The sequence below is a fragment of the Synechococcus sp. JA-3-3Ab genome (assembly GCF_000013205.1).
GTDB lineage: Bacteria > Cyanobacteriota > Cyanobacteriia > Thermostichales > Thermostichaceae > Thermostichus.
In genome coordinates this window covers 956729-976890 of the sequence record NC_007775.1, presented here as the reverse complement: position 1 = coordinate 976890, position 20162 = coordinate 956729, and the positions used below count along the sequence as shown (strand labels likewise).

Annotated in this window: 18 protein-coding genes; 8 read left to right on the top strand and 10 right to left on the bottom strand. The window is 58.7% G+C overall.

The genetic code is table 11. The features are described 5' to 3' along the window. The first annotated feature begins 112 nt into the window (after window positions 1–112). From CYA_RS13710 to CYA_RS13700, 3 genes are all read left to right on the top strand, one after another. Window positions 113–889 (top strand): dynamin family protein, encoded by a 777-nt coding sequence (locus CYA_RS13710; protein ID WP_049749727.1) that lies wholly within the window; start codon window positions 113–115, stop codon window positions 887–889. Continuing rightward, on the top strand, window positions 886–1380 hold the full coding sequence (locus tag CYA_RS13705) for a hypothetical protein (protein WP_049749726.1): 495 nt from the start codon (window positions 886–888) through the stop codon (window positions 1378–1380). Before CYA_RS13710 ends, CYA_RS13705 begins: the two co-directional genes overlap by 4 nt. Window positions 1381–1493: 113 nt before the next feature. Continuing rightward, window positions 1494–1871: a hypothetical protein gene (locus CYA_RS13700; protein WP_049749725.1), complete on the top strand. Its 378-nt coding sequence runs from the start codon at window positions 1494–1496 to the stop codon at window positions 1869–1871. A gap of 14 nt (window positions 1872–1885) precedes the next feature. Here CYA_RS13700 and CYA_RS04490 read toward each other — a convergent pair whose 3' ends face one another. The 3 genes from CYA_RS04490 to CYA_RS04480 all read right to left on the bottom strand — a co-directional run bounded on the left by CYA_RS04490 (window position 1886) and on the right by CYA_RS04480 (window position 5259). Further along, entirely contained in the window at window positions 1886–3010 is a 1125-nt protein-coding gene (locus CYA_RS04490) for an FtsW/RodA/SpoVE family cell cycle protein (protein ID WP_049749724.1), read from the bottom strand. Next, on the bottom strand, window positions 2955–4364 hold the full coding sequence (gene murD, locus CYA_RS04485; protein WP_011429845.1) for a UDP-N-acetylmuramoyl-L-alanine--D-glutamate ligase: 1410 nt from the start codon (window positions 4362–4364) through the stop codon (window positions 2955–2957). The genes CYA_RS04490 and murD overlap by 56 nt, the downstream gene beginning before the upstream one ends. A 76-nt stretch (window positions 4365–4440) precedes the next feature. Beyond that, window positions 4441–5259: a type 1 glutamine amidotransferase gene (locus tag CYA_RS04480; RefSeq protein ID WP_228375443.1), complete on the bottom strand. Its 819-nt coding sequence runs from the start codon at window positions 5257–5259 to the stop codon at window positions 4441–4443. Window positions 5260–6419: 1160 nt separating this feature from the next. Here CYA_RS04480 and CYA_RS15705 point away from each other — a divergent pair. After that, window positions 6420–6623: a PD-(D/E)XK nuclease superfamily protein gene (locus CYA_RS15705; RefSeq protein ID WP_346426103.1), complete on the top strand. Its 204-nt coding sequence runs from the start codon at window positions 6420–6422 to the stop codon at window positions 6621–6623. Between the two features lie 73 nt (window positions 6624–6696). Further along, a complete protein-coding gene (locus tag CYA_RS04470) occupies window positions 6697–7647 on the top strand; it encodes a DNA adenine methylase (RefSeq protein ID WP_011429841.1) in 951 nt (316 codons plus the stop codon). A 9-nt stretch (window positions 7648–7656) separates the two neighbouring features. Here CYA_RS04470 and CYA_RS04465 read toward each other — a convergent pair whose 3' ends face one another. After that, window positions 7657–8844, bottom strand: a complete 1188-nt coding sequence (locus CYA_RS04465; RefSeq protein ID WP_049749723.1) for a glycosyltransferase family 2 protein — start codon at window positions 8842–8844, stop codon at window positions 7657–7659. Between the two features lie 107 nt (window positions 8845–8951). On the opposite strand from CYA_RS04465, the gene CYA_RS04460 reads away from it, so the two are divergent. Then, window positions 8952–9296, top strand: a complete 345-nt coding sequence (locus CYA_RS04460) for an STAS domain-containing protein (RefSeq protein WP_011429839.1) — start codon at window positions 8952–8954, stop codon at window positions 9294–9296. A 67-nt stretch (window positions 9297–9363) separates the two neighbouring features. Here CYA_RS04460 and CYA_RS04455 read toward each other — a convergent pair whose 3' ends face one another. The 4 genes from CYA_RS04455 to larC all read right to left on the bottom strand — a co-directional run bounded on the left by CYA_RS04455 (window position 9364) and on the right by larC (window position 15565). Beyond that, window positions 9364–10155: a tetratricopeptide repeat protein gene (locus tag CYA_RS04455; protein WP_011429838.1), complete on the bottom strand. Its 792-nt coding sequence runs from the start codon at window positions 10153–10155 to the stop codon at window positions 9364–9366. Window positions 10156–10270: 115 nt separating this feature from the next. Beyond that, window positions 10271–12049, bottom strand: a complete 1779-nt coding sequence (locus tag CYA_RS04450; protein ID WP_011429837.1) for an NADPH-dependent assimilatory sulfite reductase hemoprotein subunit — start codon at window positions 12047–12049, stop codon at window positions 10271–10273. A 116-nt stretch (window positions 12050–12165) separates the two neighbouring features. Further along, window positions 12166–14160 carry an ABC transporter ATP-binding protein/permease gene (locus CYA_RS04445; protein ID WP_011429836.1) on the bottom strand — a complete coding sequence of 665 codons (1995 nt, stop codon included), beginning with the start codon at window positions 14158–14160 and terminating at the stop codon, window positions 12166–12168. Window positions 14161–14371: 211 nt separating this feature from the next. Beyond that, on the bottom strand, window positions 14372–15565 hold the full coding sequence (gene larC, locus CYA_RS04440; protein ID WP_011429835.1) for a nickel pincer cofactor biosynthesis protein LarC: 1194 nt from the start codon (window positions 15563–15565) through the stop codon (window positions 14372–14374). A gap of 76 nt (window positions 15566–15641) precedes the next feature. Here larC and CYA_RS04435 point away from each other — a divergent pair, with 76 nt between their 5' ends. Together CYA_RS04435 and gndA are read left to right on the top strand one after the other, a co-directional pair. Beyond that, entirely contained in the window at window positions 15642–16139 is a 498-nt protein-coding gene (locus tag CYA_RS04435) for a pentapeptide repeat-containing protein (RefSeq protein ID WP_011429834.1), read from the top strand. Window positions 16140–16231: 92 nt separating this feature from the next. Beyond that, window positions 16232–17641, top strand: a complete 1410-nt coding sequence (gene gndA / locus CYA_RS04430) for an NADP-dependent phosphogluconate dehydrogenase (RefSeq protein WP_011429833.1) — start codon at window positions 16232–16234, stop codon at window positions 17639–17641. Here gndA and CYA_RS04425 read toward each other — a convergent pair. Next, complete coding sequence (locus CYA_RS04425; RefSeq protein ID WP_369781489.1) at window positions 17638–19161, bottom strand: L-aspartate oxidase; 1524 nt, start codon at window positions 19159–19161, stop codon at window positions 17638–17640. The two genes, gndA and CYA_RS04425, sit on opposite strands and share 4 nt — an antisense overlap. 34 nt (window positions 19162–19195) lie before the next feature. After that, the gene (gene nadA / locus CYA_RS04420; protein WP_011429831.1) at window positions 19196–20128 is read right to left on the bottom strand and encodes a quinolinate synthase NadA; all 933 of its coding nucleotides are present in this window, start codon (window positions 20126–20128) and stop codon (window positions 19196–19198) included. Window positions 20129–20162 lie beyond the last annotated feature (34 nt).

The window sequence follows — 20162 nt, the reverse complement described above, 5'->3', positions numbered from 1 at the left end:
GCGGCTATGTGCATTTTAGAGCCATTTCTTTATGCTACTAAATCAGCATTGCTGGCAAGAAGGACGCTGAAAAAATGCGAAGAAAACGAACCACGGCACTAGCGAAAGGACTATGATGCCGGCGAAGCGGCTTGAGAGCTGTCGGCATGTCATCTTAACTCTATCTGAAGGAGCGCATCACAGGCTTGATTCTACGGATCCCTCGGTAGCCCTGCGGATCGCAGGAGAGTCACTGTTCACCCTTGGCAACCTCACTGCCGGGATCCTCAGCGAATACCACGACGTCATTAGCAGCTCTGTGCTGCTGGAAAAGCTGCAGGCCTTTCGGGTTGTCTACGAAGAGGCTGTTGCCCGCCTACAGAAGCCCTCCTTCCGGATCGCCACCATTGGCACCACCTCTTCGGGTAAATCCACTATTGTGAACGCCCTCATTGGCCGGAAAATCGCGCCTATTGAGCCCCAGGAGATGAGTGCCGGGATCCTGCGGATTAGGCACAGCGAGCGGAGCAGGCTAGTTATCCACAATACCGAAGGAGCTACCTGGGAATGCGGCACGTGGGAAGACCAGAGGGACGAAGAAATCTACAGCCGGCTCAAGCTGACGATGGAGGCCTACCACCAAGAGCGGCGAAAGAAGAGGAAGAAGAGGGATGAAGCGGAGGTGGGCATCCCTCAGGTAGACGTTGAGTGTCCGCTGCTGCCGGTCAGAAATCCTTTTCTGTTAGGCCTGCCTGAGGGCTTACAGGTCGAGATTTATGACTTGCCTGGCCTAAACTCAATTCAAGATAAACAAGCCTTAGGATTATCCAAGAGCATGTCAGCAAGTGCTTTAGCTTTGTTGCACTGGATTACTCTCAGACAGATTGGCAAGGACGGGAAACTCTCTTGAGAGAGCTAAAGGATGTCGTAGAGTTTCTCAGAGGTCAAACCAGTTTGATGGTCTTCTTGCTCAACAGGGTTGACATGCGGAATCAAACCGACAACCCTCTAGAGCAAAGGATCGAGGAGCTGAGGGAGGAAATTCAGGAGATTCTGGCTCTTCCAGAGCCGCCTTGCATCGTTCCTCTTTCTGCTATTGCACTCTTTTATGCTCAATGTGCCTGGGGAGCTAACTCTTCTGAAGCGTCGGATGTAGATCCCAGTACCAGGCGGTGGATGGTCAGCTCTCTTTTTAAAGACTGCTATAACTTCATTAAAGCCTCTACGAGAGGTGATAAGGAGCTGAGGTCGTGGCTACTTAACCTCGAGAACAGCATCGAGGAAGGACAGGAAATATCCGAATTTTTTTCTCTGACCAAGCCCATCAGATCCCTGTTGAGCGCCAGGTCCACTGCCTATTGCTCAGCGATATTGCTCTCAAGGGTTGGGCGGTTTCCCTAGCGGCGGAATCCCAGCTTCTGCTTAAACATGGGTACCTTCAAGATGCTGTTGATGTCCTGGACTTCGAGGTTCCTCGCTTCCGGGAGCTAAGCGAAAGGTGGTGTGCAGCTCTCTTGCCAGCGGATCGGCCTCAGCTCCGGACGGCCTACACGTACAAAGCTCCCGGCTTTGCTGGCCGCATCTCTAGCGAGCGCATCCAGCGCATTGCTCGTCTTTCTCCCTTCGACCGAGCCCTTACGCCGGAGCAGCGCTTCCTCAGAGAAAAGAACCTCTCCGTCGAGTTCCAGATGACCTATTTCCAAGAGCTGGACAAATCTTGGTATCTTGCCCAAGCTGCCCTGGCCGAATACTTGGATATCCTCAGCGAGCTCACGGAGCGCCTCGAAGGTCTCCAGTCTTTTGCTCACCTCTGTCGAGAGCTTAACCAGGCGGATCCCTACCGATTGATCCCCTCTGAACCCCCAAGTCTTTATCTACTGGCTACCGAGTGAGAAGCTTACAGGCCTTAGCCCACCTCGCGGGCGGCCCGGACCAACAGCCCCGCCATGATCAGCCCCGCCAGGATCGAGCTGCCGCCGTAGCTAAACAGGGGCAAGGGCACCCCTGTAGTCGGAAGTAGGCCGCTGACCACGCCGATATTCAGCAGTGCCTGCCCTACCAAAAACATCAGACAGCCGCAGACCACCAGCCGGGCAGGCAGGTCGAGACAGCGCCGCATAACCCGCAAGCTGACCCAGGTGTAGGCGCTCAATAGCCCCAGGAAGAAAAGGGATCCCACCAGGCCAAACTCTTCTGCATACACAGCAAAGATGAAGTCCGTGTACTGGATGGGCAGGTAGAACAGCTTTTGTAGGGAAAGACCATAGCCTTTGCCCCACCAGCCACCTGAGCCAATAGCCAAAAGGCTCTGCACCAACTGGTAGCCGTCCCCCTGAGCATTCCCCCAGGGATCCAAAAAGGCTAAGATGCGCCGCCGCTGGTAGTCTTTGCTGAGAATGCTCACCCCAGCCGCCAAGATCCCCAGTCCCGCGGTAGCCAAGAGGGTAAAAAGGGGGAGCCCAGCCGTCCAGGCCATGACCCAGAGGGTAAGGCCGCAGATGGCGGTGGTACCCAAGTTGGGCTGGATGAGGATCCCCAGCAGCGCCAAAGCAAAGAGCCCGACCCAGACGCCGCGAAACCAGAGGGGATGGTAAAACCAACGGCCAAACACCCAGGATCCCTGCAGCACCAACAGGGGCTTGAGCAATTCCGCAGGCTGAATAATCGGGATCACCTTTAGATCCAGCCAGCGGCTGGCATCCAGGCGGGAAACCCCCAGACCTGGCACGTGGGTGGCCCAGACCAAGCCAATGCCCAGCAGGCAGAGGATCCCCGCCCAGGGGAACCAGCGCTGCAAGGGGATGCGCACTAGGATGGTGAAGCAGACCAGCCCCAGCCCTGACCAGAGCACCTGGCGCTTAAAAAAGTAGAGGCCATCGCCGGTAGTCTGCTGCGCCACCGGGTAGGAGGCGGAAAACAGCATCGCTAGTCCCATCCCCAACCAGACCAGCGTCAGCCAGCGCAGCCAGCGGGCTTCAGCATTCCAGGGATCCCACAAGGGCTTGGCAGCAGGCGCGGAAGTGGTGGCCACGGTGCTCAAAGCTGGAGTACTGGTCAAAGCTGGCACAAGCAGGCGAGAGCAAGACGGTGATGGGCTGGGCCGGATTGTCCAGGGCTTGCGCTAGGGAGCAAGCAGCTACAAAAGCCCTTTCCACCGCCACATCTAGCGTTGGCAGGATCTCGAGGTCAGTATAGCGGATCTCCTGGAGGGCCTGGGCCAGGGCAGGGGCAGCCTCCCCAATGAGCAACACGCGGGCCACCTTAGCCTGAATAAGCCGCAGCCAGGCTGAGGGGTCCCCCTGTTTGGCCCTTCCACCGGCAATGAGGATGATGGGCGGGGAGAGGGCGTTGAGGGCCACCCAGCCGGCCTCGTAGTTGGTGGCTTTGCTGTCGTTGACAAAGCGGATGGGGGTGGATCCCACCTGGATTTGGGCTACCCGCTCCAGGCGATGGGGCATGCCGGCAAAAGAGCGGATGGCTCCTTGAATGGCAGTGTTGGGGATCCCGGCCAGATGAGCAGCCGCTGCCGCTAGGAGCAGGTTCTGCAAGTTGTGCGAGCCTGGGCAGCGCTCGGCAAAATCCTCCAGCTCGGCTACCGCTTCTCCCTGGATGTAAAGAGTGCTCCCCCGCAGGAAAACATCCGCTTGCGGATCTTGCAGCGAAACCCAGTAGGTGTTTTCCCAGTCCTGCCGGCGGCGAAAGAGGTAGGGATCCTCGCCGTTGACCACCCGCCACTGGGCCCGCTGCAGCAGCCGCGCCTTAAAGCCGGCGTAGCGCTCCAGGGTGCCGTGCCGCTCTAGGTGATCGGGGGTGAAAGTTGTCCACACCCCAATGCGGGGCGGGCTGCCGGGGGAGCTCTGCATCAGGTGGCGGCTGGCTTCTAGTTGGTAGCTGCTCAGCTCTGCCACGATCCAAGCCGGCTGCCGCCGCCCTTGCCAGGTTTCTAGAGCCACTTGCGACAGAGGTAAGCCGATGTTGCCGCAGGGGATCCCTTCGAGCCCTGCCACCTTGAACATCTCCGCCACCAGGGCCGTGGTGGTGCTTTTGCCGTTGGTGCCCGTGATCCCCACCCAAGGCAGGTGCTCAAGAAACGGCCAGGCCAGCTCCGCCTCTCCCACCACCTCGATCCCTTGCCGCCGCGCCTCTTGCAGCAGCGGGTGATCCCAGGCAATGCCCGGGCTGACCACCACCTGCTTCACTCCCGGCAGCAGTTGAAAAGGCTGGCCCAAGTGGACAGGGATCCCTTCCCGTTCCAGCTCCGCCTGCCGTTGCCGCAAGAGCTCCGAATCCTGCTCGTCCCAGACCCACACCTCTTTTCCCTGGGCCCGCAGCAGCCGTGCAGCCGACCAACCCGCGATCCCCAGTCCCAAAACCTGATGGCCCACGTCTATCCTCTTGGAACTTTGGCTTGCAGATCTGCATCTTACGGCTTTGGCCGCTCTCTAGAGCGCAGCGCGGGGCCTAGGGATCGGAGCGACAGAGAAAGGAGAGAACCTCGCCCATTAGACGGTTTATGGCTTGGTACTTCTCAGGGGAGGCTGAGAGGATCTCTGCTTCCGACTGCACATAGGTAGATGGCAACAGTTCGTTGCGGCAGTGGGAGACAAGCCCTTGCACCAATTCTGGCGTGGTTTCCAAGTGAAACTGGAGGCCGATCACTGAGCGTCCAAGCTGAAAGGCCTGATTCTCACAGCCTTCGCTTTTGGCAAGGTGAATTGCACTGGGCGGCAGCTCGAAAGTTTCCCCGTGCCAGTGAAAAACCTCAATCGAGGGCGGGAAGCGAAAGGTTAGCTCATCAGGGGGCTGTACCCCTCGTACCGGCCACCAGCCTATTTCCTTAACACGATTTGGAAACACTCGGCTACCCATTGCGCTGGCAATCAGTTGCGCCCCCAGACAGATGCCCAAAATGGACTTGCCGGCCTCGATGGCATTGCGGATAAACTCCTTCTCCTGACCTAGCCAAGGAAATGCACTTTCGTCATTGGCACTCATGGGGCCACCCATGACGATGAGCATGTCAAATTCATCTAGGCTCGGCAATCTCGTCGATTCAAAAAACCTTGTGCCCGTTACAGGGTATTCCTTGGCTTTGAGCCAGGACTCTATATAGCCCAGACCTTCAAAGGGCACATGTTGTAAGTAATGGACACGCATGCTGATTTCGATGACTAACACCCCAGCATAGCATAGCTCCTGTAACTTCCCTGCTGATCGTAGCATTCCTAAGATATTCATGATAGGAAAATCAAAATTCTGTTCCGGTTGTATAAGGAACAAAAAGAATGCACCTGACTGGCCACTCCTCTTCTCTTAACCTCTGGCTCACTTCTTCTAAATACGCCCTAACCTATTTACAGCAACGATAGTCCGCCCCATCCCAAAAAATCGCTATCCTTTGTTCTTTTTTCTCAAGTCTTAAGTACTCTATAAACGCTCTCATGCTTTGAGAATCTGCCTTATTATATACTTGCAACAGAAACTCTCTCTTGTCATAATCTAATGCCCCAAAGTAACTTCGCCTCCCCCTGATATTCTTAATATCGGCCGCAATCTGTTCTCCTTTACCCCCCACCTCTATCCACAAAGGTAACCTCATAGCGGGTGACGCTCATCTACCATAAACACTGTTAGCTCCCCCTTGTCCATCAGGAGCTTCTACTTTTTTGCCTTATGCCGTATCTCTTTTTTTGAGCAACTGCTTCCTCATTCTTCTGGGACTGCCTCTTCTAAACTTTCCTTCAGCTCATCGCAATAGCAGCAGCTTTTTATTCGGGAGAGAGATAGGGCTTTGAGCCTCGATAAGCTAGAGCAAGTCCAGCAGCTCCTTGGTTTGGGAGTATAAGTTCCGGTTGCTGATAAAGCTTGATGACACTTGCAACACGTCACAGACCTAGGGGTGAGTATGGCCTTGGAGTGTTGTTTTGACAGCTAAGGCTTGCCCCAGCTCTCGGAGATCGGGGTTGCTGTCTACGAAATCCACGAGCCCCTGCATTAAATCCATCTTGCCCCCGATCACTAATCTGTATTAAGGTTGCTATGTGCTTCTGCAACAGCAGATGAAAACCACTGCTACTGGACTCCGGAGATCGGCTGGTTCTTGAGGGTGTGGCACCGACAAAAAGTAGAAACCACAGCCACCTACTTGCAGTGGTGGACTGCCGACGGGAATTTGCTTCTGGGGGAATTGAACAAGTAGGGCAGGAGCGGCAGTAGCAGCCCTCGCCCAAGTCCGTCAGGAACAGCAGCGCCTAGCCGCAAAGCTTCGGGAGTTGGGTGGCGATGGGAGAGCGCAGGGGTGGTGAAAACAAACGAAGCTGATTGTCTGTGAGGAGTTTTCTCTATGTCAGGAAAAAGAACAGCGCCTAAAAGTGGTGACGAATTAAAGCAGCGAGTTGTTGCTCTGGCACAATCTCTTGGATTGAAGACCAGCACGAAGGCTGTGGGGGCAACAGCGGTATATTGATGTGGTCATTAGCGATGAAAAAAGCGGCAAGCGACTGGGAGTGGAGTGTAAGTTTCAGGCGACGTCAGGCACAGCGGAAGAGAAGATCCCTGCAACCATTCAAGATATGGAGCACTGGCCTATTCCAGGGATCGAGGTAATTGACGGCGAAGGGTTTTCAAAGAACATGCAAGGATAACCGATGTCTACTGAGAAAGTGGTTTGGTTCAGCGATTTAGAAGATTGGTTACGTTTGTATTTTGGATTGTAACATGAGCGATTTGCTTCTTCCGCGACCTTTTCTAAAATGGGCCGGTGGCAAGACACAACTGACAGACGCCCTATTAGAGCGGATGCCGGTCTATTTCAGAACTTACCACGAGCCTTTTGTTGGGAGTGGCGCGCTTTTCTTTCGCCTGTATAGAGAATGCAAAATCAAACAGGCGATCCTTTCCGATATCAACGCTGAGCTGATAGATACTTACCTGGCTATTCGCGATCATGTTTGGGAAGTTATTCAACTACTCTCCGAATTTCCACACAATGAAAGTTTTTATTACCAGATTCGAGAGAAAGATCCTTGGTCAATGGGTCTTGTAGGACGAGCAGCGCGCATGATTTACCTGAACAAGACAGGCTATAATGGTTTGTATCGCGTCAATCGGCAAGGAAAGTTCAATGTTCCTTTTGGGCGATATAAAGCTCCAAAGTATCTAGACAAGGACAATCTTTTAGCTGCATCCCTTGCTCTACAAAATGTTGAAATTTTGTGCGTGCCATTTGATACGGTTGTTGAGAGGGCCAAGCCAGGCGACTGGGTGTATTTCGACCCGCCTTACGTTCCTGTCTCGCAAACATCAAACTTTACCTCCTATCATGCCAGTGGCTTCGGCCTAGAGGATCAAGAGCGATTACGAGACATTTGCATTGACTTAAGCAAGAATAAGGTGTACATCATGCTTTCTAATTCTGACACCGCAATCATTCGCTCTTTGTACGCTATGCCCTTCTTTGCTATTGATGAAGTTCAAGCAAACCGGGCTATCAACTGCAAGGGGACAAAACGAGGCAAAATCACGGAGCTAGTGATCACAAACTACCCTGTTGAAAGAGCGGTGCAGCTAGGCTTACTCGATCAGGGGTTGCCTTATTTGAGGGCCACCCAACACTCGCTTGCGCCTGCTGTCACTCCGCTGCGCTTCGCGGGGCAGGTGAGATCCTGAGGCAGTCGACTAGTAGGTGCGCCCGCGCCAAGAGCGGGGGCGGCTGAGGGCTGACAAGATCACCCGCAGGACAGCCAAGGGATCCGCCAGCGGCGAAGCCCAAAACGTCCAGGGGGGATCCTGATAAGAGCCGCGAATGCCCATCAGCACCCCCAGTCGCAGGGCCAGCAAGCCCAGGTTGAGCCCCAACAACACTTGCTCTGTTAGGGAAAAGGGGAACCCCAGCCCGGCCTTGATCCCCAGCCCCCCCACTGCCAAGAGTGGGATCCCTTGGGTAAGCACCAGCAGGGCCATATCCCCCCACAGTTGGGCCCTGGGGGTGGCGTCTTTCAAATCCAGGGATCGGCCCCACTCCCGCCAAGTTTCGGCCAAAGAGGTGTACATGCGCACCTTGAGCAGGTGCCGACCGTCGCAAAAAGCTACTTTAAAGCCGGCTGCCGCGATCTGCCGCACCAAGGTGACATCGTCGCAAAAGGAGGCCCGCGCCAGGGTATAGCCGTTCATGGCTTCCAGCACCGAGCGGCGCACCAACATACACTGCCCATTGGCCATCGTCCGCTCCGGCAAGTGGGGAGTCTCCCCTGCCGCCCCATAGCGGTAGATCAGGGTTGTCAAAAGAGCTGGCTGCAGCCAGCCTTCCCCCCAGTGCTGCAGGATAAACTGCGGCGCCAGGGTGATGAGATCCAGCTTTTTGGCCTGGGCAGTTTCCAGCAGCCGCTCCACCAGGCCCGGCTGGGGGCGGGTGTCGGCATCAATGCCCAAGATCCACTCAGAGGCGGGATCCGACTGGAGAAATCCATAGTGCAACGCCCAAGGGCGACCGACCCAGCCGCTGGGCAGGGGATCGTCGGTAACGAGGCGAAAGCGGGGATCCCGCGCGGCCATTTGCAGCACTTTTTCGCGGGTGCCATCCTGGGAGCGGCTATCCACCACCAGAACTTCGCGCACAACCGCTCCCTGGCGGTGCAGCCCTTCCAGACAGGGATCCAGGCGCTCGGCCTCGTTGAGGGTGGGCAGCAAGACGCTGACCAGGCCCGTCGGGAAGGGGATCCCCGCTTGGCCAGGGGGCAGAGGGGAAGGGCGCCACAAAGAGGGCAGCAGCCGCGCCAGCAACACCGCCGCCATCGGCATCTGCAGGGCCAACAAACCCAGGGCAGCCGCATCCCCCAACCAATCCGGGATCCCGTGCGTATCCATTAGAGCTACCTTCCCACATCTCAAATAAAAGTTGCCCGGCGGAACCCAACCCGGTGGCTTTGGTTCAGAATCAATGTGGCTCCCGCCCTTGACTTTCTCAGCCTTTTGTGAATGTTTCCACCCGGCTCAGCCCCAAGGGATCCCTTGTCGCCCTCGTCAAGCTTCCTGCAGGACAGCTGGAGCGTGCTTTGGTGCAGAAAGAGCTGAGTCAGATTCTCGCCAAGAAACCCAAGCACCTCTTACTGGATCTGAGCCAGGTCACGCAGATCGACAGCAGGGGGGTTTCGGCTTTGGTGTGGGCAAGACGCGCCTGCGCCGCCGCCGACTGTCATCTCAAGCTCTGCGGTTTAGGAGAGAAAGCCAAGACAGTTCTCAAGGTTACCCGTCTGGACTCTCTTTTCAAGACTTATCCGTCGGTGGAAGCGGCCCTCAAGGATCTCTCTGACGCCTGAGGGGGATGGCTAGTTGCAAGTTCTGCTACCTACATCCTCAGGCAGCAGTCCCCTGACTCTCTACAGCCTAAGGCTGGTTTCTTTGGGCATACAGCTTGGCCTGTTGCCGGATTTCCTCCCGCACCTTGGGTGGGGCCAGGCGGGCTGCTTGCTCAAATAGCTCCGGGGCTTTTGCCCGTAGGTTTTCATCGGTGGCGGAGGTAAGGGCTATTGCTTTGCCCAACACGGGCGCAAAGTCGCTGGGATCTGCCGCAATCATCTCGTCGTAGAGGGCGACAGCCTTTTCCGTCTGGTTATTGCGGACGTAGATAAAGGCCAAGCGCAGACGGACATCGTTATCTTCCGGGACTTCCTTCAGATAGTTCTCCAGTAGTTCAATGGCTTGAGAAGGGCGGCCCAGCGCTAGTTGAACGTCGGCCAGCTCCTGCAGGACTTGGCTATCTTTGGGATCCTTCTCGTGAAGGATCTGGAGCTGCTCTAATGCCCCTTCCAGATCCCCTGTATCTTGCTGAATCTGGGCCAAAAAAGCTCGCAGTTGCCGATTTTCCGGCTCCAGTTCCACCAGCTTCTTCAGCGGCTCGATGGCCCCTTGCGGCTCGTTGAGCTGCAGTTGCGTGTCGATCAACCCCCGCAGGGCGATGGGGTTATCCGGCTCCCGTTCCAGCACAGCCCGGTAGCCGTCCGCCTGGGCCCGCAGTTGCTCAGTAACCAAGTTGGCGGTGTCTTGCGAGTCCGAAGGCCCCAGCGCCTGGAGGATGGGGCCAAAGGAGAAGCTTAGGAACATCGCTGCGCCGACCACCAGCACCAGCGCTTTGAAGACCTTGCGGACGAAAGGTTCGTCAGGTTTGGACTGAGGCATGAAGGGGCTCGCACAAAACCTCTTTGTACTCTATCATTCGCTCCCCTGGAAGCCTAGCAGCCTCCTGAACCAGTGACCCACTTTGCCCTCAGTGAGGAAGGGAGGGGCAGTCCCCTTAGCTTTGAACCTGCTGGAGCCGCTGCACCTGGGCCTGTAGGTAGGGGATCCCCACCCGGTGGCAGTAGTCGCCAAAGCGCTCTTGGGGGTGGCGCTCCTGTTTGTAGAGCTGCAGGAGAATCCTCATCAAAGGCACAATTTGGCTGATGTGCACCCGATCCTGAAACGGCTGAGCCAGGCGATCCCCTTGCGGGCTGGCCCCCAGCCAAATCTGGTAGTGATCGGGAGCGGATCCCACCAGTCCCAGCTCTGCCAAGTAGGGGCGGGCACAGCCATTGGGACAGCCGGTCATGCGCACCAAAAAGGGCGAATCCTGCAGATCTAGCTCCCGCAACACCTGATCCAACTGGCGGATCAGGGTGGGCAGGGCCCGCTCCGACTCGGTAATGGCCAAGCCACAGGTGGGCAGCGCCGGACAGGCCATGGAAAGCCGCACCAGCTCCGGGATCTCCTCTTTGGAGAGCACCCCGTGGGACTTGAGGATCTGGTTAATGGCCTCTCGCTGGCCCTCCTCGATGTCGATGAAGATCACGTCCTGCGTGGGGGTAAGCCGCAGGTGCAGGGAAAATTCCTCCACAATCTTGCGCAGGGCCGTTTTCAGCTGCCGCTCCGGCGTATCCTGGATGCGGCCATTTTCAATGGAGAGGCCCAAAAACCAACGGCCATCCCCCTGCTCGTGCCAGCCCAGGTAGTCGTCGCTATTGGGGACAAACTTGGGCATCCGTCGGAAGGGCAATAGCTTTTCCCCCAGGTACTGCTCGACCACGCGGCGAAACTTGCGGATCCCCCAGTCGCGCACCAGATACTTCAGCCGCGCCTGCTTGCGGTCGTAGCGGTTGCCGTGATCCCGCTGCACCGCCAAAACCGCCTGGCAAATCCGGTACACCGCTTCCGGCGGGGCAAAGCAGAGTTTCTGGGCCAAAAGGGGTTGGGTCTCCTCCTTGCCGTGGGTGCGCCCCATGCCGCCGCCCACCACGATGTTGAAGCCCTTGAGGTTGCCCTTGCGGTCGGTGAGCACGATCAAACCCAGGTCTTGGGAGTACACATCGACGGTGTTCTCCCCAGCTACGGCGATGGCCGTCTTGAACTTGCGGGGCAAATAGACCGGGCCATACAGAGGTTCTGGCCCCTCCAGCCTCACCCCGTTGCCGACAAACTGCTCCGCTTCCCGGACTTCCGCATCCACCGGCGGGATGGGAACCGCCTCCCCATCCACCCACAGCTCGTAGTAGGCAGAAGTCTTCGGCGCCAGGAGATCTGCCAGTTTGCGCGCATACTCCTGGGCATAGCGGTAGGCAGGCCGGTTCTTGTAGGGGGCAGCCGGCGCCGTGATGTTGCGGTTGACATCTCCACAGGCAGCCAGGGTGGATCCCATCTGCCGAATAATGCTGGCCACTGTGGCCTTGAGATTTTTCTTCAGGATCCCGTGTAATTGCAAGGTTTGTCGGGTGGTGGCGCGCAAGGTGCCGTTGCCGTACTCATCGGCCAGCCGATCCAGGGTCAAATAGAACTGTGGCGGCACATGCCCCCCCGGAATGCGGGTGCGCAGCATCATCTGGTAGGCCCGCTCCAGTCCCTCCTGCTTTCGCTGCTGCCGCAGATCCCGGTCGTCCTGCTGGTAGACACCGTGGAACTTGAGCACCTGCACCGCCGCTTCGCTGAAGTGGGTGGTGTCTTGGGCCAACTCCTGCTGCAAGGGATCCCGCAGAAAGTTGCTTTCAGCCTTGATGTGCTCTACTTTGGAGCGCCTGGCTTCGGAGGTGGCAGAGGAGGTCATCTAATTCCCCAGTAATCCGGTCGGAATACCTGTGAAATAGGGTATCACCTCTTGCCAGCAACGTCCAGTTGGCTTCTTTACAGCCTGCTGTAGCGCTTGCAGCCGGCCCCAAAGCTCTAGCCGGCCAGCGCCAGGCGGGCGCCGTAGTCTGCCGCCGACCAGAGCTTCCAAGCAGCGTTGCCCTGCAGCTCCAAGACCAGATCGTGGTAGGCCAGGAGAGTGGGTCGGTGGCCGACACTGACGTAGGTGGTGTTGAGGTGCTGCAGTTGCAGGTAGAGCAGCTTTTCGTTGGCCACATCCAGGGCGCTGGTGGCCTCGTCCAAAATGGCGTAGCGGGGCTGAGTAATCAAAATGCGGGCAAAGGCCAAGCGCTGCTGTTCGCCCAAAGAGAGGGTGCTAGCCCAATCTTTCTCCACGTCGAAGCCGCCCACCCGCTCCGGCAAATCGGCCAGGTTCACCTGGGCCAAAACCCGGAGGAGATCTGCGTCGCTAAGATCCCGGCGGCGGCCCGGGTAGAGCAGTTGATCCCGCAGGGATCCCAGCAGCATGTAGGGCTTTTGCGGCAGGAAGAGCATCTCGGTGGTATCGGGGCGGGCAATGGATCCCTGGCCGTTGTTCCACAGGCCGGCAATGGCCCGCAGGAGGGAGCTCTTGCCGCTGCCGCTGGCTCCCACAATCAGCAGCCGTTGGCCCGCCTCTAAAGTCAAGGACAAATCCCGCACCAGGGTTCGTTCCGAATTAGGCGTTAGCAAAGTCACCTGCTGCAGGGCCAGTTGGGGAGCAATGCGGGTTTGGATGGTACTTTCTCGAGGGCGCAGCTGGCGCAGGGCAGGATTCTCCAAAGCTTCGTAAAAGGATCCCAGGCGGTTGATCCCGGCGGCAAAGCTGGAGATGCTCTGGATCTGGTTGGCCACAATCGAAAGGGCGCTCAGCACCTGGCTAAAGGCGATGGTAGCCTGGGTAATGGTGCCGAAATCGCGCACGCCGCTAAAGTAAAGGGGGGCCACAATTACGTAGGGCACAATGCGAGTGAAATAGTTATAGGCGTACTGAAAAATGTCGATAATGGCCTGCCAGATGATCAGCAAATTAAAGTTGCGCAAGGCGGCAGCAAAGCGGTTCAAGATCTGTCTCAGCTCCAGGTCTTCCCCTTGGTAAAAAGCAATGGACTCGGCGTTGTCCCGCACGTGGACTAGGCTGTAGCGGAAGTCGGCCTCGTAGCGCAGTTGATCGAAGTTAATTTTAATCAGCTTGCGGCCGGCCAAAATGGCGATCCCGGTGCCGATGGTAGCATAGATAACCAGCCCCACCGCTAGGGGGCGGGAAATGCTGTAGAGAATCCCAGTAAAGGCGTAGAGGGTGAGGATGGAGTCAAGAATATCCAACAAAAAAGAAAGAGTGGTGCCGGTAAAGGAGCGTACATCTTCCGAGATGCGCTGGTCAGGGTTATCGATCTCTGTGTTAGCGGCGTTGGAATCCAGCTCGTAGTAGGCCCGCCGATCAAAGTAGCGATCCAGAAAGTAGTCGGTCAGCCATTCCCGCCAAAACAGGGCCAGCTTTAGCCGTGTATATCGGTAAATAACCAAAATGGGGATGGCGGAGATGATCAGCACGCCATAGATGATCAAAAATTGCCAGAAGGTGCTCTCTTCTTTTTGCTGCAGAGCCGTGTCGATAAACCGGAAGATAAAGCTGATCATCACGTTCAGCCGGTTTACCGTTAGCGACAGGAACAGCAAAAAGGTCAGCAGCACCCATTGCAGCCAACGGCGGCAAATCTGGCGCCACACCAGCCCAAAGGCCAGGCTGCTCAGGGCCAAACTGGCTGCGGCCACCCATAGCACCGGCGAGGCTAAATTCCTCTCTGTTTGCTCGACCAAGCCTGCTGCTAGGGTGCGGAAGAACTCTGGAAAAAGAGCCTGTCCAACCAGGGTTACCCCAATCTCGACAAAAAACATGAGGGCAACCACAAACACCATGGATGCTGCTAGCAAGCCGAAGAAGATCCAGCCCCCGTAGCGCACCCGCGGGTAGAAGTAGGGTTGCGCTACGCTGATAAAGCGATCCCAGAGTTGGCGGTCGAAGTTAAATTGGGCGGCTTGGGATTCCATGGTTGCGGTTGTCGGCAAGAGCGCGGGGTATTGATATTTTTCAGGCTAGCAGGTCAGGGATCCGCATCTCTGTCCAACAGGAGCCAATCCATCGGGAATCTGAGGAAGAGCCCCGTTGCCTACTCTGGAACATTTCCGATCTGGCTCCATAAATCCTTATATCCAGCCAGATCTTATGCACGAGCATGCGCTTGTCCAAGGCCCAACCTTCTTAGGCGGGATCCCCCTGCAGCCGCTTTTGCCAGGCCGCTTGGGCTGCCAGCCACACCGTCTGGACCGGCACGCGGAACTCTTGGGCGCGGGCCACACAGTCGCGAAACTCCGGCTGGGCGTTGACGATGTGGCCGTGGCGGCAGGCCACCTTGATGTCCACCAGGCCGTAGGGGGTTTCCACCCGCTCGATCCTTCGCTCCAGGACGGTGCGCTGCTGCTGGGAGTGGCGGATGCCCAGGGTGGTGGTTTCCCGGAAGATGAAATCTTGGCACTCCGGCACCCGCTCCGGCGGGCAGATCACCGTCAGTAACACTCCCGGCCGCCCTTGCTTCATGGTGATGGGCTGGGTAAACACGTCCCAGGCACCTAGGGCCAGCAACTGCTCGCAGGTATAGGCAATCACTTGAGGGTTGAGGTCGTCAATCTGAGTTTGCAACACCGAGACGATCTCGGTCGGCTCTTCCCCCTGGGACTGGCCAATCCAGAGACGAAAGATGTTGGGAATGGGCAGCTCGCGGCTGCCGGCCCCACGCCCCACTTTTTCCAACCGCAGCGGCGGACAGGGCCCAAACGCTTCTGCCAGCGCCACCGCCAAGGCTGCCCCGGTGGGGGTAACCAGCTCGGCTTCCACGCCGTTGCTGAACACTGGCACACGCCCCATTTCCCACAGCTCAATCACCGCCGGCACGGGCACGGCCAGCTTGCCGTGCTCAGTGTCCACCCAGCCGCCGCCAATGGGGTGGGGAGAAGAGATCACCCGCTCCACCTGCAGCCAATCGAGACCAACACAGGTGCCGACGATATCCACCAGGGCATCGACGGCCCCCACCTCGTGGAAATGCACTGTTTCCAGGGGCACCTGATGAACTTTTGCCTCTGCCTGGGCCAGCTTCTCGAAAACCTTGAGGCTGCGGGCCTTGACTGCGGGGGCCAGCCGGGATCCGGCAATCAAAGCCTGGATCTCCCTCCAGGGGCGGGCGGGCGGGGACTCGTCCAACACCTCCACCACCGCTTGCAGAGCCGGCTGGCCGCACCGCTGCACCCGGCATACTTGTAGGCTGTATTCTCCTTCGAGGCCCAGCGCCTGGAGCTGCTGGTTGAGATACTCTAGGGGCAGCCCGCAATCCAGCAGCGCCCCCAGACACATGTCGCCGGCAATGCCCGCCGCGCAGTCAAAGTAAGCTACTTTCATACCAAAGCATGATAAGAACTTGCGGAAGGAGTTGAGCCCTTTGAAGCGTCCTGAGGTACTAAAGGGGGGATCCCAGATGCCGTCAACACTTTGCATCCTTCTAGGGATCCTGCTGGGGGCAACGCTGCTGCTGTGGGGCCTGTGGGGATCCCCGGCGGGTGGCCAGACCCGTCTCAACTTCAGCAACGCCGATCTGCAGGGGCAGGATCTGTCGGGTCAGGACTGGCGGGGCAGTAGCTTTGTCAGCGCCAACCTGCAGGGCGCCGACTTGCAGGGGGCCAACCTGGCCGGCGTGGCCTTCACCAAGGCCAACCTGGCAGGAGCCAACCTGGCGGGGGCAGATCTCAGCAACAGCCTGCTGGATCTGGCCAACCTAGCGGGCGCCGATCTCAGGGGGGCCAACCTCAGGGGGGCAATCGCCGCGCGGGCCGTTTGGGATGGGGCGCAGATTGCCGGCGCCGACTTTAGCGACGCCTACGTGGATCGGGCAGCCCTGCGGCAACTGTGCCAGCGAGCAGAGGGATCCCATCCCATAACCGGGGTTTCCACCCGCGCGAGTCTGGGCTGTCCTTGAAAGCCGGCAAAAAAAGGTGAAGAAAACAGGATCCCTGAACCCTCTTGGCCGGATCGCCCCTTAGATTGGGGGAGGTGTTACCCTGCCCCACCATGAGCAAGCCCAGCTTCGCGGTCATTGGCCTAGCGGTAATGGGGGAAAACCTGGCCCTCAACGTCGAGCGCAATGGCTTTCCGGTTGTCGTCTACAACCGAACTCGCGCCAAAACCGAGCAGTTTATCCAAGGGAGGGCCCAAGGCAAGCAGATTACCCCCGCCTACAGCTTGCCGGAATTGGTGCAACTGATGGAGCGGCCCCGCAAAATCTTGATCATGGTTAAGGCAGGCCCGCCGGTGGATGCCATCATCGACGAGCTTAAGCCCCTGCTGGAGCCAGGCGACATCCTCATCGATGGCGGCAACTCCCTCTACAGCGACACCGACCGGCGCGCCGAGGTCCTAGAAGCCAGCGGGATCCACTTTGTCGGCATGGGGGTGAGCGGCGGGGAAGAAGGTGCCCTCAACGGCCCCAGCCTCATGCCCGGCGGCAGCTTGGAAGCCTATCGGCAACTGGAGCCCATCCTCACCAAAATTGCCGCTCAAGTGCCCGATGGCCCCTGCGTCACCTACCTGGGGCCTAAAGGGGGTGGGCACTACGTGAAGATGGTGCACAACGGCATCGAATACGGCGACATGCAACTGATTGCCGAGGCCTACGACCTCATGCGCAGGGGGCTGAAGCTGTCAGCCCCCCAGATGCAGGAGATCTTCCAGGCCTGGAACGAGACGGAGCTGGAGTCGTTTTTGATTGAGATTACCGCCAAGATCTTGGGGACGCTGGATCCGGAGACGGGCAAGCCGCTGGTGGATCTCATTTTGGACAAGGCGGGGCAGAAGGGCACGGGCCTGTGGACGGTCAAGGACGCCCTGGATCTTGGGGTGCCGGTGCCCACCATTGAGGCGGCAGTGCAGGCTCGCATCCTCTCGTCGATGAAAGAGGAACGGGTGGCCGCCTCCCAGCAGTTGCCAGGGCCAGGAACAACCTTGGAAGGGGATCCCGACAGCTTCCTTCAGGATCTGCGCGCCGCCCTCTACTGTTCCAAGATCTGCTCCTATGCCCAGGGGATGGCCCTGCTCAGGCAAGCCACCGTTGCCCACGGCTATGTGTACACCTTCAGCGAGATCCCTCGCATTTGGAAGGGGGGCTGTATCATCCGCGCCCGCCTCCTGGGCAAAATCCAGTCGGCCTACCAAAGGGATCCGGAGCTAGTCAACCTCCTTTTGGATGAGGAGTTTAAGCGGGCCATCCAGGAACGGCAGGGATCCTGGCGGCGAGTGGTGGCCACTGCAGCAGCCTTGGGGATCCCGATCCCGGCCATCAGCGCCTCCCTGGCCTACTACGACAGCTACCGCACCGCCGAGCTGCCCCAGAACCTCACCCAGGCCCAGCGGGATTTCTTCGGCGCCCACACCTTTGAGCGCATCGACAGGCCGGGGGTTTTCCACCACGCCTGGAACGCCTAGGCAGGGCCCCGCCCTGGGGCAGCCGCCAGATCCAGCGGCGCTTGCTTAAACGTAGAGCCCCAGACTTCGGTGTGGAAAGGCTCCCTTTCTTGGGGGAAATCCCTGCGGAAATGGCATCCCCGGCTTTCCTCCCGCAGCAAAGCCCCCTGGGCTACCCAGCGAGCCAGCAACAGCAAACTCCCGGCCTCGACCTCTTCCCGACTGGCCCACGGCTTCTCCTCCAGGGGCAGGGCTTCCGCAAAAGCCAGAAAAGCCCGCAGCCGCTCTCCCTCCCGCACCACCCCCAGGGCTTCTTCTGCTTGCTGCCTGAGCTGGGGAAGTAGAGAGGGCGGCGCTGTCAGCACAGGTAGAGCCTGCACCTGAAGGGGGGGCTCCTGGAGGTCCCGCAGGGCAGCCAGAGCAGCTCGCTTTCCCATGACCAGCCCTTCCAAAAGGCTGTTGGAAGCCAAACGGTTTGCCCCGTGCAACCCTGTGGAGGCCACCTCCCCGGCAGCATAGAGGCCCGGCAGGCCAGTGCGGCCAAAAGCATCTGTTCGCACCCCCCCCATGACGTAGTGAGCAGCAGGAGCAACCGGTAGGGGATCCTTGCCGGGATCCAGCCTCAAAGCGCGGGCAGAGGCAACCACGGTGGGAAAGCGCTCTTCCAGATGGGGCACAGCCCGGAGGTCAAGGTAAACTCCCCCCGTCCGCTGCCGCTCCCAGAACACCGCCTGGGCCACCACATCCCGCGGCGCCAGCTCTTCCAGCTCCGCATAACGAGGCATAAAGCGCTCCCCCCAGGCATTGAGGAGCACGGCCCCTGCCCCTCGGGCAGCTTCACTGACCAGGGCTCCATTGGGCAGGACGGTGGGGTGAAACTGCACAAACTCCAGATCCCTTAGGATGGCCCCTGCCCGCCAGGCCAAGGCCATGCCATCGCCGCTAGCTCCCGGCGGCGCCGTAGAGAGGGGGAAGAGGCTGCCAAACCCGCCTGTAGCCAGGAGAACCGCCCCCGCCCTTACCTGAAGAAAGCCCTCCGGCCCGAGGAGCAGGGCTCCTCCCACTCTCTCCCCTGCCATCAAAAGGCTGAGGGCTGTGTAGCCCTCCAAAGGCGGCTTGCTCAGGCGAGCCAGCAGGCCTCTGAGAAGCCATAGCCCACTTCGATCCCCTCCCAGATGGCGTACCCGCGCCCGCGAATGGCCCCCTTCCCGCACTGGCTCAGGGTGGAAGGGCAGATCCCAGGACAAAAGCTTCTCCAGATGAAAGGGCGCTTCCCACAGAATGGAGCGGGCCACTTCGGTCTCCACCAGGCCCCGGCCTGCCTGCAGGGTGTCCTGGAGGTGGGCTTCCACATCTGCTGCATCCAGTGGAAAAGCTATCCCCCCCTGCGCCCAAGGAGTGGATCCAGAAGGCAAGGGATCCTTGCTTACCACCAGGGTTCTGGCTCCCTCTGCTTCCGCCCACAGGGCTGCATAGATCCCTGCCACCCCTGCCCCCAGGATCAAGAGGTCTGTTTCCGCTAGGAAAGACGTAGACAACACTGGACAAAACAGACCCTCGCCAAGGGTGCTCCCTCTAGGCTCCAGCAGGCACTGACAGCATGGCCAGGATGGACTTGCGGGCTTTTTCGGCCACCGCCTCCGGCACCTGGATCACGTAGCGCATCTCCACTAGGGAGCGGTAGATCTTCTCCAGGGTAATTTTTTTCATATACTCGCAGACGGCGTCCGCCTTGACGGGGATAAAGGTCTTATCGGGGGCCTCTTTTTGCAGCCGGTGGAGAATGCCCACTTCGGTGGCAACCACAAACTCGCGGCTGGCCGAAGTTCTGGCATAACGCACCATCCCCTCGGTAGAAAGGAGCTTGGCGTCCGGCTTGAGAAATAGACAACTGGAGCCGCAACTGCACTCGGGGTGGATGAGGAACTCCGCCTCTGGGTGCTTCTCTGCCATTGCCTTGAGGTGCTCCTCGCGAATGCCCACATGGACGTGGCACTCGCCGGGGAACAGATCCAACTCCCTCCCCGTTGTCTGGGCTACATAGGCCCCCAGGAACATATCCGGCACAAAGAAGATGGGGCGATCCGGCGGCAGGCTGGCCACCACCTGCACAGCGTTGGCGCTGGTAACGCAGACATCGGCCATGGCTTTAATCTCGGCGGCCGTGTTGACATAGGCCACCACCAGCCCCTCGGGGTTGGCCTCCTTCCAGCGCAGAACGTCCTCTGGGCGGATGCTGTCGGCCAGAGAGCAGCCCGCCTCCAGATCCGGCAGCAGCACCGTCTTTTCCGGGTTGAGGATGGCTGCCGTTTCGGCCATGAAGTGGACGCCAGCAAAGACAATGACCTGGGCATCTGTCTTTTGGGCCTCGCGGGCCAGGCCCAGGGAGTCTCCCACAAAGTCCGCCACTTCCTGCACCTCGGGGAGTTGGTAGGAGTGGGCTAGGATAACGGCCTGCCTTTCCTGCTTGAGTCGAGCAATTTCCTGGACAAGGGTTTCTTGGGTCATGGTGAACCTTCTGTTTTGGCTGGGCCGGCCACGG

What these genes read in the sequence shown, in the direction of transcription:
- CYA_RS13710 (WP_049749727.1), top strand. Translation starts at nt 113, where the DNA reads ATGATGCCGGCGAAGCGGCTTGAGAGCTGTCGGCATGTCATCTTAACT.
- CYA_RS04470 (WP_011429841.1), top strand. Translation starts at nt 6,697, where the DNA reads ATGAGCGATTTGCTTCTTCCGCGACCTTTTCTAAAATGGGCCGGTGGC.
- CYA_RS04465 (WP_049749723.1), bottom strand. Translation starts at nt 8,844, where the DNA reads ATGGATACGCACGGGATCCCGGATTGGTTGGGGGATGCGGCTGCCCTG.
- CYA_RS04455 (WP_011429838.1), bottom strand. Translation starts at nt 10,155, where the DNA reads ATGCCTCAGTCCAAACCTGACGAACCTTTCGTCCGCAAGGTCTTCAAA.
- CYA_RS04450 (WP_011429837.1), bottom strand. Translation starts at nt 12,049, where the DNA reads ATGACCTCCTCTGCCACCTCCGAAGCCAGGCGCTCCAAAGTAGAGCAC.
- CYA_RS04445 (WP_011429836.1), bottom strand. Translation starts at nt 14,160, where the DNA reads ATGGAATCCCAAGCCGCCCAATTTAACTTCGACCGCCAACTCTGGGAT.
- larC (WP_011429835.1), bottom strand. Translation starts at nt 15,565, where the DNA reads ATGAAAGTAGCTTACTTTGACTGCGCGGCGGGCATTGCCGGCGACATG.
- CYA_RS04435 (WP_011429834.1), top strand. Translation starts at nt 15,642, where the DNA reads ATGCCGTCAACACTTTGCATCCTTCTAGGGATCCTGCTGGGGGCAACG.
- gndA (WP_011429833.1), top strand. Translation starts at nt 16,232, where the DNA reads ATGAGCAAGCCCAGCTTCGCGGTCATTGGCCTAGCGGTAATGGGGGAA.
- nadA (WP_011429831.1), bottom strand. Translation starts at nt 20,128, where the DNA reads ATGACCCAAGAAACCCTTGTCCAGGAAATTGCTCGACTCAAGCAGGAA.